Origin of the sequence: Caballeronia glebae, assembly GCF_001545035.1 — a bacterium.
Classification (GTDB): Bacteria; Pseudomonadota; Gammaproteobacteria; order Burkholderiales; family Burkholderiaceae; genus Caballeronia; species Caballeronia glebae.
Map to the genome: position 1 here is coordinate 38,515 of NZ_FCOJ02000051.1, position 15,021 is coordinate 53,535.

Genomic DNA, 15,021 nt, shown 5'->3' on the forward strand with positions numbered 1-15,021 from the left:
GACTTTACAGCGGCTGTTTCAACGCTTCCAAGATTACAGAGAATGCTTTGGAACTCTGGCGTCGGCTCGGGTAATAGGCGTGAAGGCCCGGAAATGCCGGGCACCAGTCGCGCATCACCGGCCGCAATTCACCGCTCTGGATGTGCGGTAGCACGGCGTCCTCGGGAACGAACGCCAAACCGTAGCCGTCGATCGCGGCCCGGATCATTTGCGGTTGCGAGTTGAAAATGGTCTGTCCACTCACGCGGGTTTGAACCGAACGCTTGCCTTTCTGAAGTTCCCAGGCATAAAGGCCTTTGGTCGTCGTCAGGCGCAGCGCGACACAGTCGTGCTTGAGCAGGTCTTCCGGTGAGCGTGGCAATTGCCGGCGTTCAAAATACGCGGGCGAGCCGACGATGGACATACGAATGTCCGCGCTGATGCGCACGGCGATCATGTCTTTGGCAACCTGATCGCCAAACCGTATGCCCATGTCGTATCGGTCCTCCACGATGTCGACGAGCCCGTAGTCGACTGTCATTTCCACCTGTATTTCCGGATAGTCGCGCAGCACCCTGCGCACCTTCGGCCAAACGATGGCGTCGATCGCATGATCGGTGGCGGTGATGCGAACGATGCCTGCAGGTCTTTCCCTTGACTCTGACAAGGCCGACAGCTTGGCATCGATTTCCTCGACCCGCGGTGCGGCGGTTCGAAAGAGGTCCTCTCCGGCTTCGGTCATCGACACACTGCGCGTCGTCCGGGTGAGCAAGCGAATGCCCAGCCGCGATTCCAGGTCACGAATCGTATGGCTCAGTGCGGATTGGGAGACGCCAAGCTTCGCGGCAGCACGTGTAAAGCTGCGCTCCCGCGCGACTGCGAGAAAGACGAGGATGTCGTTAAAGTTTTCACGTGCCATTGCGCCAGGCGCCCGTGTAGTCGAATCACTCGCGCACCGAACTCTTCGTGCGCGAACCCGCTGCTACCGCGACCCAGACTTATGAGTCGGGGTCATGACAACAGCGGCGCTTCGCCACTTTAATCAGGTACGGTCATGAATGTAAAGCGCTTCAACGAATTGCACATTCGTTGTGGGGAAATCCTAGGCAATGTTCACGGGTAACAATCTGACGAGGAGTTTGATAGCGATAGTCTGCGATCGATCATGCACTCACGTGTTGTCGACGTTGAAGAAAAATGGCCACGGCAGCGGCGCAGCCAACTATCGCGGCGCTGGCTAGGAACACTGAACGCAGGCCGGCATGTCCGCCGACCCATCCAAGGAAGGGGCTGCCCAGAGCCATCGCCACATCGAGAAAGGCCGTATAGAGACCCATCGCCATACCGCGATTGTTGGATGCGATCGTGCGAACTGCTTCGACGCCGAGCCCTGGGTAGACGAGTGAATAGCCGACGCCTGAAAGGGCGGCCCCTAGGGACGCGAGCAGCGTTGTCTTTGCTAGCCACATGATTAAGAGGCCCGCTACCTGCACGATGACGAATATAAAGGCAACTCGTGCGCCTCCTAACCGGTCTGGAAGATGCCCAGCGATGGTGCGCGTCGCGATCAATGCAGCGCCGAATACGGTGAAGGCCATCCATACCGGCTGCCAATGCATGTCCGCGAAGAAAAGCGAACTGAACGCCAAAATCGCGCAGTACCCCATGCTGGCGAGCGCCGCGCCGAGACCGGGCAGCCAAACAACTCTGAGGATCGCACTGAGAGAAGCGTGCTGTCCGCGACCGGGCAGTGCGGCTGCCGGGGTCCGGCTCACGTATGCGAAAACGAACAGGGGCAGAAGGGCGGTCATCAGTGCTATCGCGACGAACCCGAATGATGTGTAAAGAATGGAGCCGAGAGGACCACCCAGCGCCATCGCTGCAAACATCGCAGTTCCGACCCAAGCGATCACCTTGCCAGCATGCTGCCTTTCAACGAGACCCAACCCCCAGGCGATGCCACCGGTGATAATGAAGCTCTCGGCACCGCCGAGAACCGCACGACCGACGAGCAGAATCGCAATAGAACCCAGGGGTGCTTTTAGAAATGCTAGCGACAGAAGATATAACAGTCCGGCCGCCCCGGCGGCGAGCAGGCCGACGAAGACGCTGTGCTTTGCACCGCGCCTGTCAGAGTAGGAACCCGCCCAAATACGTGAGAGCAGCGCTGCCGCGAACTGTGCACCCGCCACCAGTCCAACAACCAGTGGTCCGAATCCGAGATCGTTTATGACATGTAGAGGCAGTACGGGGAGCGCCACGCCAATGATCAGGAAGCCGGCCAGCACAGCAGTCATTATCGGGAATAGGGTTACAACAGCCGAATGCCCGGCTGATTCCTTTAAACGTGGTTCGAACATGCTCTTTGTCTTCACCCTCTCTTCTCGTGGGCGATCTGACCACTTGTGCACTATTGGCGAGCAAATGGGTTCACATGCCCGGTCCGTCGGCCCACTCGAAACGTCATGCCTGACATAAAACGCGCGGGGTCGGCGGCAGAGCGGTCATCAAACAATCCGCTCCGTGTCGGAACCACGCTTGGGTCTTCTACCGCATTGGAAGCCCTGCGCGTTCAAGTCGATGACGGCCCTTGTCAATGGCTTAAGGCATCATGCTCCAGATAAATATCGCTTTCTCGCGAGTCACACTCGTTAAACCTCCTGCAAGCGCCCACCTCTACGCCAGGCGTTCACATGACAAGCCTGCCTCGCGGAGGCTTTTCAATTACTGACCGACGACGAAGTGGTGTTGCTTGTGCCCTCAACGCGCCGGGCACCCGATTGCGTCTGCGTGTCGCGCGAACTGCCAAAACCGTACGTATCGGTGCCGTGCGCGGTTTCGGCAGCAATTGTTTGCGCGCTCGGTCCTTGCTGTGAGCTCGGCGCACCGACCGCCGGCCGGTAAAACGGAGCCGGACCGTAGCCGCTAGCGAAAGCTGACCCAGCGAATGCACTGGAACCGATGAAAAAGAGAGTTGCGAATACTTTGGTGTTCATGACACACGCTCCAAGATGCGTTGATATTTGACGAGAAGTTGCGCAGCGGTTCTACTAGGCTGACAGCTACATCGCGATGACTCAAGCGTATACCCTTATTATCGGTTTTTGAACACGGTACGGTACATAGGCTTATGAACTGAGTTCATCAATAACTCCCCGTCTTCTTCGCGCACTGTCAATGTCTTGTCGGTTGTCGCGAGCTCGATCGGCCATATCGACGCGCGTTTTGAGGACATGGGACCGGAGCCGTGGAAGAGAAACCAGCCGGGCCAAAGTCTCATTCTCCTTATAGCCAATGCAAAGCAGCGTTTTCCCACACGAGATTTCGCTTAAATAGTATCGTCATCACTAGCTAGGAGTACTATGTAATAAATGACGTCCTGTGGATCGGATTCGCACCGTCGCAACGGTGTAGCGCCTGCCTTAATGCAGTTCGCCGCCTCGCATCAACCGCTGCGCGATGTCGGCAGTTTGCAGGGTCCCGCGCTCAGTCGGTGAATGGGCAGCGAGATAACGGGCGACCGCAACGAGGACATGCTGGCCCTCGTCAATATTGCCCCAAGCAAAAAACTGCCGGACGCCGGCTTCGAGCATCTGATAGGCGTGGAAGCCTGCGTCTTCGCGCAGCACCGCAAAGACCAGCGTGGCGATCAGCAATTCTGGCGGGTGGCCCAGCGTAAGGTACCGCACGACCAGCCTTGCAGCGAGATCAACCTGTCGCTGCCGGTCGAATGCTTCGAGCAAGGCAGCGCGAATGGCCTTCTCATCTACGGGAAGGTCGTCGAGCTGATCGTTGTCCTCGCCTGGGATGCGGGCCGGTGGGACGTTCAGATAACGCGCAAGGTAGAGCGCCATGGCTCCGTGCATGATGGCTCGCATGGCCGCAATGTAACCATCCATTCCCGCGGTCCCGATCCGCTTGAGCATCTGGTGAAGCGCATTAACATGGGTGAAGACGTGATGCGCCGTCTCCCAGTCCGCGTGCTCGTTGGCATTGCCGAAGCGCGCCACGCGCAGCGCCGCAGCATAAGCGAGTGACTGTCCCAGGTCGGCAGGAGCAGCGCCCACGCGGATCGCCTCCTTCAGCGCATCGACGATCTCCCTCGGATCGTCTCCAAGCAAATCCCGCGCGAGCGTCGCGTGATTTGACCAGGTTCGCAAGCCCTGGCCGGCAGGGAAGAGCTGCGACATTTCTCCGGCTGATGCGTCACACAGTGCGACCAGATCGACGGGTTGCCGCCAGGCTGTCGATTCCTCAGCGCCACGGGCGGACACTATCTGCGCGACGATCGTAGGCAGCACAGTTGCCGCGTGCTCCCAGCCGATCAGATCGAGACACTCAAACGCCTTGTTGACGAAGTCAAGGGAATGGCCCGTGTCGGCGAAAGTCCGCTCGGTTCCGGCCGCCAGCAGGGCATCTGCAAGCACAGCCGGTGAGAGACCAGCGGCAACCGCTGTCAACAAAGTCCGCTCGGCCGCCTCGCGATGGCGCACGTTGGTCCACAGGCGCAGCCAACGTCTGAGCGTGGCTGGCTCCGGCCGGCTTGCAAGCGGCGAACGGTGCCGCCGCGGCGCCTCTGCGTCGCAGTCTGCTGCCACATGGCGGGCGCCGTGGAACAACGCGAGATAGGTGTCGTCTTCTGGCAGCACCGGCAAGAGATTGGCGAGCGTCGTCAGTATCGTGAGACCGACGCCCCAGCCGTCACGGTTGTGCGCTCCGAACAGCGCGACCTGTTGAACGATATCGGTCGCCGGAACGTCGGCTGCAAGCTGTCTCTGCACGGCCTTGGCGATGACGAGTCCAAGGCCATGTGCGAGGCCGTCCGCGAGCCGCTGATGCCAGTACGCCGCCGGATCGGAATGAGCCAACGTGGTCGCTACCCAGATGTCGCCATTGCGCACCTCGACTGCGCAACTCGGTACATCATCGGCCCAGAGGTCGAAGGTACAGCCGCTCTCGAGATCGAAGCGCGCATGGTGCCAATGGCAGGTCAGGATGCCGTCCTCGACGGTCCCTCGCTCTAGCGGAAAGCCCATGTGTGGACATCGATTATCGAGGGCAAAGACTCGCCCGCGGTCGTAGATGACAAGGATGGGGCGATTGCAACGTTGCACGACAAGCCGCCCCTTCGCTTTCAGCGCTTCAAGGCTTCCCACGAGCACGAATTCGCTATTCGGTGCATCCATGCGCATACTCCGACATGCGTCCCTACCCGGGCGTCGTAGCGACATCCACTTCCCTCGAGGTATGAGCATACTCCCATGCCAGACGGGAAGGGCGTCGTGCCATCCCTATAGCTGCCGCCTTGCTTCCCTATCGCCGCCGACTTAAGGTGACGGCGGCTTTTTGTAACGGCAAGCCAGTTGGCCGGTAGGTTCGGCCCGCTGTGACACTAACGGAAATCCACTTTCGTAGCTGCAGGGCAGGTGAGACCGGTCGCGAGGCGATAGCCGACGAGCCCTGTCATATATCGATCGGAAAGCGAATAGGCGCTAGCCGATTGTCGGCCCAAGGTCGGACGGGACGAACTGCGTCCGTGCGGCAGTGCCGCGTACGTCGGCGAGAAACGTATCCGTCAGCGCATCCCGTGTTGACAGGACTTCAATCAGATATCGAGGATTTTCCGTAATAGACCGTACGAGACGCGCCAGTGTCCTTCGGAGTCTGTCACGGCGATCGACGCCGTTTTAGAGTTCAGCCTGACGACGGTGCCGACACGCTCGTTTAGATGCTTGTCGGTGAATCCCACGGTGTCGCCGATGAAGAACTCTTCGGGACGCGGGCGCGGTGGCGGCGCTTCGTTTTGAATTGGGGCTGCGGTGGCATCGTCGATAATCGCCGCATACAACACTGCCCATCGGCGTCGAGTCACGTTGTCCTGTACGACCGCTTGCGTATGTCGCAGCTCGGTGATAGTGCCTTCCGAAGGCGGTCCCAACGGATCGTCACCGATGTATCTGACAGTCATGCCGATGTGCAACCGCTGTCGGACTTCGAGAATGCGTCGGGGGTCATCGAGCATTTTGCCGATGGTCAAATAGAGGCGATATAACTCGGCGCTGGGCGCCTGCCGAAGGGAGTCCAGGATGTCCATGAAGGTCGGGGTGGTTAGCAAGCAAGCGGCAGCAGTTCATGCACGCGATTGACGGGATACGACGGCAACTTCTCTAGTGTTTCCTTCAGCCATGCATACGGTTCGAAACCGTTTAAGCGAGCCGTGCCGAGCAATGAATACATGGTGGCCGTCGCACGAGCGCCTCGCGGTGAGCCCGCGAAGGTCCAGTTGACTCTTCCAAGCGCAATCGGCCGGATTTGCCGTTCTAAAGCGTTGTTGTCCGGTAACAGAACACCGCTCTCTGTGTAGCGAATCAGCGCTTGCCAATGACGTAACGCGTAGCCGAACGCTTTGGCAAGCGGTGCCTGAGTCGGCAAACCGATGACGTTGCCTTCCAACCATTGACGGAACTGCGCTAATACCGGCAAGGTCTCCGCTTGGCGCGCCGCATATTTACGGTCAGGGGTTTGATGGTTGATTCGCGCCTCAATGGCGTATAGCTGGGCGATCCATTGCAGCGCCTGTGCCGCGAGTCCCGGCTTGCTTTGGGTCTTGGCGATTTCAAAGAACCGACGGCGGCAATGCGCCCAACAACCGACCGCGATGATGTCGCCGGTTTCGTAGAGGGCCTCGTGCCCGCTGTATGCGTCGGCCTGCAAGTAGCCCTTGTAAGTTTTGAGGTAACCCTGCGGATGCGAGCCCGCGCGCGATTCAGCGAACTCGAACACGACCGCCGGAGGGTGTTCTACCCAAACGCCGTTCTCCTCGCGTTGGCCCGCACCCAGATAGCCCCATAATCGAGCAGTGCGGGTGGTCTTGCGGCCCTTCTCAAGCAAAGGCAGTGTCGTGTCGTCGACGTGCATGCGCGGCGCCTGCAACTGCTGCGCACGCAGCGGTGGCAGAAGCGCAGCGAGCAATTCTGCTGCGGCCAGCTTCCATTCGCACAGCGTGGCCCGCGGCAGGTGAATTCCACGGCGCGCATAGCGCATCTCCTGCCGATTCAACGGCAGATGATCGACGTAGGTGCTCACCAGGATGTTTGCGAGCAGACTCGCGCTCGCGTTACTCTTGGGCAGCGGCGAGGGCTGAGCGCTCGCCGTCACGATGGTCGACTCGCCATCCTTCTTCGCTGCATACTTAAAGCGGATGTGTTCGATGACCGTGAGCCTTGACGGCTCGTAATGCAGCGTCTCGCTACGCTCTTCGCCGATGCGCTCAAGCGCGTCGAATGCGGCCTTCTGATCGTCGCTCAGGTCATATTCGATGCGTGTGCGTGGCAAGTCCTTTGGCAACGCGGGGCGTCCCTTGCGGCTGTGGCCTGTGACTTGAACCTTCGCAGGCTCCGGAGGAACGGGCATATCTATGGCGGCGTCAAACAGCTCGGCCTGACCCGCCAGGCGCTCAGAGCTCGCGCCGAAGCGTGCACGATTGAGTTGTGCAATCTGATGCTGAAGGCTCTCCAGTTGCTCCCATAACACGCACGCGAGCCGGTTCTGTTCGAGTGCAAAGGCTTGCAGAGCCTCGAGCTCCAGTGGCAGATCCCCGGCAGTGACGGCGGCGGGCAGCATGTCAACCATGATGCCCAACATGCGCGACGTTTACAAGCTTCGTGAGCGCTGCGCGCGATTCCGGGCAGCCCTTAAGCCACGCGCGTCACCGTGACGGCGCGATGAGGCTCGCGCGCCGGAATCTCAATACCTTCGACCCACGCATTGAGTTCCGCGAGCGTGAAGCCGCGTTGTGCCAGCGAGGCCGGTGATGGGAAATGCCCGTGTTCGAGCCGCTTGTACCAAAGCGCGAAGCCGGTACGGTCCCAATAGAGGCACTTCACCTTCGTGCGGTCACGGCCGACGAACACGAACAAGTTGCCCGAAGCCGGCTTCTGTGCAAGCAGGGGTTCGACCAGATACGACAGAGTGTCGATCGACTTGCGCATGTCGACCGGCTCGCGGCAGATGTAGGCTCGAACGTCAGCGGCGATCAGCACCGTGCACCGCCAAGCTGGCCAAGCACAAAGCGCACGATGCGCTCCGCATGCACGCCACTCATTTCGATGCGAACGCCGGCGATCGATAACGTAACGCGATCACGCGTCGGTGATGATGGCGTATCGGCTGACGCAGATGATGGTGTCGCCGCAGGCTCACCTTCGAGGCGAGCAATGACAAACGCGGCGTCAGCCGTCACAGCCAGCGGACTCATTGCAGGCGTTTCGCCGGCAAACTTCTTGCGCCACAACCCGAAAGTGCTGACGGCAAGGCCTTGTTCGCGACAGAAGCGTCGAGTGCCCACGCCGCTCACCTTCCATGCTGCCACCATCTCTCGCCAGAACGCTTCACCCTGGCGAGGGCGTCGTGCGCGCCTTCGTACAACAGCTCGGCCTACCGCGTCATCGTCCATCGCATCACTCCCTCCAGTACGATGGCCAAACCTTCGCATCGTGCATGCGGACAATCAAGACGGGTTGCGCGGACGGATACTGCGCGACATCGTCCTGCGACGCAACCGGCGGGTCAGCAAAGCGTTTCAGGTAGAGCGGGAGGCCTTGCGTGCGCTGCCACCTCGTCGCACTACCGACTACACGGAGGAAGACGCGCTGGTGACCCGCAACGGTACCTTTACCGTACGCAACATCCTCTACAGCGCGCCTTCGCGCCTGATTGGTCACCGTCTGAAGGTGCGGCTCTATCGGGACCGACTCGAGTGTTTCGTGGCCGGTACACAGGTTCTAGAGGTGCCACGAGGTCAACGCGATCCGGGAACCAGCCGGGGTCGTGTAATCGACTATCGACACTTCATCGAGAATTTGCGGCGCAAACCGCAGGCGTTCGCCGGTTATCAATTCCGCGACGCGCTGTTTCCGCGCGAAGCCTATCGCCAGACTTGGGACGAACTGAGCCTGCGTCTGCCTCAGCGCCAAGCTTGCAAGACCATGGTCACGCTGCTCGATCTGGCTGCGCGCGACGGCGTCGAGGCTGTGCTGGCAAGCCGGCTTGAACAGATCCTGGCTGCCGGCGAGCTGCCCGATCCTATCGCCTTGCGCTCTGAACTGGCGCCGCCGGAACCGTCATGGCCGCAGGTGGTGGTACAGATTCCGGATAGCCGCCTGTACGATTCACTGCTCGCCAGGCAGGTGGCAGCATGAACGTGCCCGTCACCGACCCCGCACGCCTGAGCCTGATGCTCGGCGAATTGCGCTTGCCGATGATCACCCGGCTGTGGCCCGAGTTCGCCGAGCGCGCCGATAAGGAAGGCTGGCCTGCGACACGATTGCTGTCGGCGCTGGTTGAACACGAACTGGCGGACCGCTCGCGCCGGCGCATCGAGCGCCATCGTACCGAGTCTCATCTGCCACTTGGCAAGACGTTGGAGTGCTTCGACTTCAGCATGGTGCCGATGCTATCGAAGCCTCATCTGCAAGCGCTCGCGGCAGGTGATGCGTGGCTCGAGAAAGGTGCCAATTTGCTGCTCTTCGGGCCGCCGGGGGCCGGCAAGTCGCACGCAGCGGCCGGGCTCGGACATGCGCTGATCGATGCCGGCTATCGGGTGTTCTTTACGCGCGCTGACGAACTTGTGCAACGTCTGCAGCTCGCCCGACAAAGCCTGCAACTGACATCGGCGATCAACAAGCTCGATCGCTTTGACCTGTTGATCGTCGACGACATCTCCTACGTGCGCAAAGACCAAGCCGAAACCAGCGTCCTATTCGAACTCATCGCGCAACGGTATGAGCACCGGTCGATTCTGATCACCGCGAATCAGCCGTTCTCCGAGTGGAACTCCGTGTTCCCAGATCCCGCGATGACCATCGCGGCCATCGACCGGCTGGTGCACCACGCTACCGTGTTCGAACTGAACGTCGAGAGCTACCGTCGCCGGACTGCACAGGCAAACGCATTCGAGCGCGACAACTATGTGTCGCCACCTGACGCTCAACGACAACTATCGGACAACCCGTTCGACTAACGACAACTACCAGCGACAACTACGCCGACGCCGGTAGCAAAAAACTTGAGGCAACGGCTTGGGAGCGACAACTATGACTTAGCAACAGAAGAAACTACCCTTCAACCGGCCAGAATAGTTGTCGCCGGGCGGCGCATTGACTCAGGTTTTTTGTTACCGAGCTAGGCTCGTTGCCTCAAGTATTTTGCTACCTGTCAGACGGCTGGCGGGGGCGACTTATGACGAGGCGGCTCAGCATGACAACGAGACGGGAATTGACTGAGGCAGTTGGAGAGCGTTACCGCCGCTCCGACCGGGACGGCAAGCGCCAGATCTTGGACGAATTCGTGGAATTGACGGGCTATCATCGTAAACACGCAATCCGAGTGTTGTGCCGAGAGCCGCAGCCGCCGAAGGCAAAGCCAGGCCCGCAGCGTCGCTATGACGATGACGTTCGTGCCGCGCTGATCACGCTATGGGAGGCTGCTGACCGAATTTGCGGCAAACGCCTGAAGGCGCTCATCCCGACGCTGATTGACTCGATGACACGGCATGGTCATCTGTCGCTGCCGAAGGACCTACGTCAGCGGCTCACGCAGATTAGCGCCGCGACCATTGATCGGCTGCTGCGGGATGTGCGCGAGCAAGCCCTCAGCGGCCAGCGCCGGCGAGCTGGCGGAATCGGCAATGCGATTCGCCGCGCGGTGCCGATCAGGACCTTCACTGACTGGAACGACCCGCTACCCGGTTATCTCGAGGTGGATTTCGTTGAGCATTGCGGTGGTACAAAGATCGACGGCGACTTTGTACACAGCTTCGTGATGACGGATATCGCAACGGGTTGGACCGAGTGCCTCGCTATGCCGTTTCGCAGCGGCGCGTTCGTTCTTGAGCACATCGAGCAGGTGAGCGCTGCCTTACCGTTTCCGTTGCGTGGTCTGGACTGCGATAACGATAGCGCCTTCATGAACGCGGCTGTCTTCGACTTCTGCAAGGCAACGGGTATCGAGCTGACGCGCTCGCGTGCCTATAAGAAGAACGATCAAGCGTGGGTCGAGCAAAAAAATGGCGCCATCGTCCGCCGCCTTGTGGGCTACGGCAGGCTACGAGGTCTTGAAGCCACAAAAACGCTTGCCTCTCTTTATCAAGTGTCACGGCTGTACATCAACTTCTTCCAGCCGTCATTCAAACTGAAATCGAAGACTCGTCACGGCGCCAAGGTGACGAAGCGCTATGAAGCTCCGTTGACGCCGCTTGAGCGAGTCTTGCGGTCCCCATCTATTCCCGAGGCGACCAAACGTAGCCTTCGCGCGCGGTTTCGTAGGCTCGATCCATTGGATCTGCTGCATCGAATTCGCGAAGCACAACAGCGCGTTGCACAAAGCAGTGCTTCTGGCGGTCTGCCGGCGCCGACGAAGACAGCAACTGAGGTCCCGCTCTCCGACTTCCTGTCGAGTCTTGGGACAGCGTGGCAGACCGGCGAGATTCGACCGACGCATCACCGCAAAGCGCGCGTCCCACATGACTGGCGTACCCGCGAAGATCCGTTCGAACATACCTGGCCGAAGATACAGGGGTGGCTCGAAACCGAGCCCGGCATTACGGCAAAGCAGCTATACGAGCGCCTCACCGCGATGGCTCCCACCCTGTATTCCGGCGCTCAACTGCGCACCCTGCAGCGCCGGGTGAAAGTGTGGCGATCGGATCGAGCGAGGGAGCTGGTGACCCGGATACTCAGCGGCGCCTACACCGAAGTGGTGAGGGCTGGCGCTGCTACGCAGCGCCAGCCCTCACCAACAAACGATTCGTCGGTGACAATTAGCCGGGAGTAACATCATCCCGTGAGGCAACACGGGCGGCCACAGTAGTTGACGCCATACAGCGGAGGTTGTCCCGGTAGCAATCGGGCCGTGCAGGGCCTCTTGGCGAGGCTTCTGAACGACGTATGAGAAAAAGCTGGGAGAAAAACGCGGTCATTCTGGGATACGAGCGCTATCCGGATAGCGTTGGTCGCCGGGTTGAGCAGAAGGAGGGTATCCAAGATTCGCATGCTCGACATCGAAGATCGTTGTCTCCGTCACGTAGATAGTCGTCGATACGACGACGCGCGAGGCGCAGGATGGAGCCGCTGCTGTTGATCCCACACATGCAATTTTCGTTGTTCGGTGTAGCCAGTTCCGGCAAGCGATTTTCGGGTTCTGCCATGTATGAGCGCGCGCGCCAACACTGCAGACAAGCTGGAACGAAACCAACAAGAAGCAGCACCGTCATTCTGCTACGGGGCCGTTCTACGCGCTAACTTACGCAGGGCAGTGCAGATCAATGAAAGGAAGCGTGCCTTGGCGGGCTATGGGAGAGGGTGCAATCCATCATGATCACTGGACTGCTGCGGATCGAACGCGCGTCTCGCCCGCGTGAGCGCTCGCACGAGGAAGGGACGGCCCTACAGACAATGACCGTGCATGCTGCAAGGCGCCGACCAAGCTCGGTCGACGCTCTGCTCAGTAATCATGCAGCCGAGATCATTGTCGCTAGCCCCTATTAGCTTGGCCGATCGTCAAGCAGTGACAACTGCCCGGGCACCGGATTGTCACAGGACGCGTTAGCAGGTTCGATCGCAAACGCGTCGTCATGAAACGCTTCAATTGATCGTGGATCCACGGCAGGGGAATCCCCCGATGAAGCGACTTGCGAAGGCCCGCACTTGGCGAGGAGGCGATAAAGCGCTTGCCTCGATATCTTTAAGTTCTTCGCGGCTTCAGATTTGACGCCGTTTGCGGCATTAAGGGCGGCGATCACATGTTCGGGTGTGATCACGGGTCGCGATAGTCGCTCGGCCGTGGCAAAGGTCGAGATATACGCCGTCGCCTTTCCTGCGAGGCTATGTCCTGCGGCTTCGACCAACTGTTGCATGGCCCTTTGATGAAGCTCCGGGTCCGGCCGGTGGTCGGCCCGCTTGATGGGTGCCGGTACGCCGGTAATTTGCTCGTACATTCTCTGAAGGTACGCATGGCGCAACCCATGCACCGTGACGCCTAAGCCGCCGCGGGTGATGCCCTCCTTCTGCAGGACGTGGTAGAAATGGCGATACCACTTTTTCAGGGACCACGGCTCTGGAATCATCGACCCCGTGCGTGGGTTGGCGAGCCTTGCAGCGCGGATCAGGACTTCATACTGCCATTCGGCGTCGATCGGCACGAGCCGGGGCCTTCCACCCTTGGTGCCGTCGATAACATGCAGGTGGCCTGAAACGCGCAGACACTGCAGGGGACGCAGCAGCATGCTTTCCTGCGCACGCAGCCCGAAGGTGGCCTGCAACTCGACCTGGATTGCGACCCAGCGATCGCGCTCGCAAAGTCGGGAGATCACATTATTGACGTCGACGCTGGCGGCTTCCCAAGATTTATCTTCCTGAGCCACATAGTAGCGGCGGTATCCGTCCGGCCGCTTGATGTAGTCATCGACGGTCCCCACGAGTTGATGCTTTTTCATCCATGCGGCGAGCGTGCGCCAATAGGTCAGCTTGTTTTCGACGGTGCCCGGCGCCTGTTCCTTCTCGGTAACCCAAAGCTTAACCAGATAGGCGATATGTTTTTCCGAGAGGTTCCACGGCGACTGAAGCGCAAAGCCGCCCTTTCGTAGTTCGCGTAAGCCCGCGATGAGATGTCGCACGCGGTATGTCTGCGTTTTGATGGAGATTGCGTTCGAGGTCACACGCGTCTTGCTGTGTGCTTTGGATAGGTGGTGCTGAAAGAGTTCGGCGAGTTCTTTCGTGAGCCGCTGTGGCAGCCCAGAGTTGTCCAACAGCGTCGAGAAGTTGAGTTGGATTTTCACGGCTTTGATCTGAAAGGCGACGTTCTCACCTATCAAAAGAACGTCCCGGGGTGGTTGGAATACTGCACGCTTTGCTTTCCGGGATCTTAGAGATCAGATTTTCGATTCACCCGGCTCAGGGAAGCACTGCGACCTGATGATCCATACTCCGGACGAATCCGAAGCACGGCTACTTGACCGCAGGCATGGCCTGTCGAGCCAAGCAATTCTTGTTGCGCATTTTGTTTTCGGCTGCGCAGGCCGACAGAAAAGGATGAAGAAATCCGCACCTATGGTGCAAGTGATTTCCCGTCTCGAGAGCTTGCTCATCGCGATCGCCTCGATATGGGACCGCGTGAGTCAGGCTTGGCGTGATTGCCGGAGACGAAAGGAAAGTAGACGTTCGCACTGTCCGTGCGAGGTTGTTCTCAGTCGATGAGGTTTTGCGTATTGTTGAAAAGGCTAGCGTTCATGCGGTTCTTGTAGAACTCAGTTTCCGCAAGACACGGCCAGCTTGGTAGGCAGCAAAGCTGCCGTCCAAGATGATTGCGCGCATTGAGCGCGAGGCTTGGTACAAACGGAGTGCGCTGCACTCGGGTCGATGCGTCGACGACGCGGATAGGTAGATAGGATATTAGGGCCTTCGGAGCGCGAAGTTCGATGGAAAGCTCGCGATTTCAATGTGCCTTTTCCGATAGCACCTTTCAACACCCGTACAGATGAAGCCTCGGCATGCACAACGCAAAATCGGGCCTCGAACTCTTCAACGCGACGATCGGCGGCCTCGGGCTCACGGGACTCATCCTGTGGGCCGAGTTTTCGCTGATGCCGATCCGCACGAGTCTCATCGACGTGACGAGCATTCGCTTCGGCAAGCTCGACGAGTTCTTCGATCTGTCGGAGGAGTACGACGCAAAACATGAATACTGCGTCGCGTGGGTCGATTGCGCGAGCCGCGGAGCCGCGCTCGGACGCGGCATCTTCATGGCGGGCGATCACGCGATCCACGGCTCGCTCGATGTCGAGCAACGCAACACGCGCCGCGTAACGTTCACGCCGCCTGTCTCGCTCATCAACGGCCTCACGCTGCGCGCGTTCAACGAGCTGTATTACCGCAAGCAGCGCAAGGCGATCGAGCTTTCGCGCGTCGGTTACGACGGCTATTTCTATCCGCTCGACAGCCTGCTCGAATGGAACCGCATCTACGGGCCGGCGGGATTTCAGCAGTA

The 15,021-nt window shown here is 59.6% G+C and carries 12 protein-coding genes and 1 pseudogene; 4 read left to right on the forward strand and 9 right to left on the reverse strand.

All coding sequences use genetic code 11. The features are described from left to right. Positions 1-4: 4 nt before the first annotated feature. From AWB82_RS27570 to tnpA, 8 genes are all read right to left on the reverse strand, one after another. The gene (locus tag AWB82_RS27570) at positions 5-898 is read right to left on the reverse strand and encodes a LysR family transcriptional regulator (protein ID WP_062643191.1); all 894 of its coding nucleotides are present in this window, start codon (positions 896-898) and stop codon (positions 5-7) included. Between the two features lie 244 nt (positions 899-1,142). Continuing rightward, on the reverse strand, positions 1,143-2,354 hold the full coding sequence (locus tag AWB82_RS27575) for an arabinose transporter (protein WP_235023465.1): 1,212 nt from the start codon (positions 2,352-2,354) through the stop codon (positions 1,143-1,145). 345 nt (positions 2,355-2,699) lie between these two features. Next, on the reverse strand, positions 2,700-2,975 hold the full coding sequence (locus tag AWB82_RS27580) for a hypothetical protein (RefSeq protein ID WP_086972500.1): 276 nt from the start codon (positions 2,973-2,975) through the stop codon (positions 2,700-2,702). Between the two features lie 426 nt (positions 2,976-3,401). Continuing rightward, the gene (locus tag AWB82_RS27585) at positions 3,402-5,165 is read right to left on the reverse strand and encodes a Rieske (2Fe-2S) protein (RefSeq protein WP_200818213.1); all 1,764 of its coding nucleotides are present in this window, start codon (positions 5,163-5,165) and stop codon (positions 3,402-3,404) included. 419 nt (positions 5,166-5,584) lie between these two features. Next, on the reverse strand, positions 5,585-6,073 hold the full coding sequence (locus AWB82_RS27590) for a hypothetical protein (RefSeq protein ID WP_086972502.1): 489 nt from the start codon (positions 6,071-6,073) through the stop codon (positions 5,585-5,587). Between the two features lie 14 nt (positions 6,074-6,087). Then, a complete protein-coding gene (gene tnpC / locus AWB82_RS27595; RefSeq protein ID WP_086972503.1) occupies positions 6,088-7,623 on the reverse strand; it encodes an IS66 family transposase in 1,536 nt (511 codons plus the stop codon). A 50-nt stretch (positions 7,624-7,673) separates the two neighbouring features. Next, on the reverse strand, positions 7,674-8,021 hold the full coding sequence (tnpB, locus tag AWB82_RS27600; protein ID WP_143756880.1) for an IS66 family insertion sequence element accessory protein TnpB: 348 nt from the start codon (positions 8,019-8,021) through the stop codon (positions 7,674-7,676). Beyond that, positions 8,015-8,434: an IS66 family insertion sequence element accessory protein TnpA gene (gene tnpA, locus AWB82_RS37750; protein ID WP_159462632.1), complete on the reverse strand. Its 420-nt coding sequence runs from the start codon at positions 8,432-8,434 to the stop codon at positions 8,015-8,017. The genes tnpB and tnpA overlap by 7 nt, the downstream gene beginning before the upstream one ends. Before the next feature lie 40 nt (positions 8,435-8,474). On the opposite strand from tnpA, the gene AWB82_RS37335 reads away from it, so the two are divergent. From AWB82_RS37335 to AWB82_RS27615, 3 genes are all read left to right on the forward strand, one after another. Next, positions 8,475-9,179, forward strand: coding sequence for a Mu transposase domain-containing protein (locus tag AWB82_RS37335; RefSeq protein ID WP_143756882.1), 705 nt, complete (start codon positions 8,475-8,477; stop codon positions 9,177-9,179). Next, on the forward strand, positions 9,176-10,000 hold the full coding sequence (gene istB / locus AWB82_RS27610) for an IS21-like element helper ATPase IstB (protein WP_086972505.1): 825 nt from the start codon (positions 9,176-9,178) through the stop codon (positions 9,998-10,000). The genes AWB82_RS37335 and istB overlap by 4 nt, the downstream gene beginning before the upstream one ends. Positions 10,001-10,254: 254 nt before the next feature. Then, complete coding sequence (locus AWB82_RS27615; protein ID WP_235023466.1) at positions 10,255-11,811, forward strand: integrase catalytic domain-containing protein; 1,557 nt, start codon at positions 10,255-10,257, stop codon at positions 11,809-11,811. A gap of 709 nt (positions 11,812-12,520) precedes the next feature. On the opposite strand, the gene AWB82_RS27620 is transcribed toward AWB82_RS27615, so the two are convergent. Beyond that, positions 12,521-13,813, reverse strand: a complete 1,293-nt coding sequence (locus AWB82_RS27620; RefSeq protein ID WP_200818214.1) for an integrase domain-containing protein — start codon at positions 13,811-13,813, stop codon at positions 12,521-12,523. 711 nt (positions 13,814-14,524) lie between these two features. Here AWB82_RS27620 and AWB82_RS27625 point away from each other — a divergent pair. After that, positions 14,525-15,021 (forward strand): annotated as a pseudogene (locus tag AWB82_RS27625) (FAD-binding protein); the annotation flags it as partial.

Coding starts and splice junctions, on each gene's coding strand:
- AWB82_RS27590 (WP_086972502.1), bottom strand. CDS start 6,073: ATGGACATCCTGGACTCCCTTCGGCAGGCGCCCAGCGCCGAGTTATAT.
- AWB82_RS27570 (WP_062643191.1), bottom strand. CDS start 898: ATGGCACGTGAAAACTTTAACGACATCCTCGTCTTTCTCGCAGTCGCG.
- AWB82_RS27580 (WP_086972500.1), bottom strand. CDS start 2,975: ATGAACACCAAAGTATTCGCAACTCTCTTTTTCATCGGTTCCAGTGCA.
- tnpA (WP_159462632.1), bottom strand. CDS start 8,434: ATGGACGATGACGCGGTAGGCCGAGCTGTTGTACGAAGGCGCGCACGA.
- tnpC (WP_086972503.1), bottom strand. CDS start 7,623: ATGTTGGGCATCATGGTTGACATGCTGCCCGCCGCCGTCACTGCCGGG.
- istB (WP_086972505.1), top strand. CDS start 9,176: ATGAACGTGCCCGTCACCGACCCCGCACGCCTGAGCCTGATGCTCGGC.
- AWB82_RS27585 (WP_200818213.1), bottom strand. CDS start 5,165: ATGGATGCACCGAATAGCGAATTCGTGCTCGTGGGAAGCCTTGAAGCG.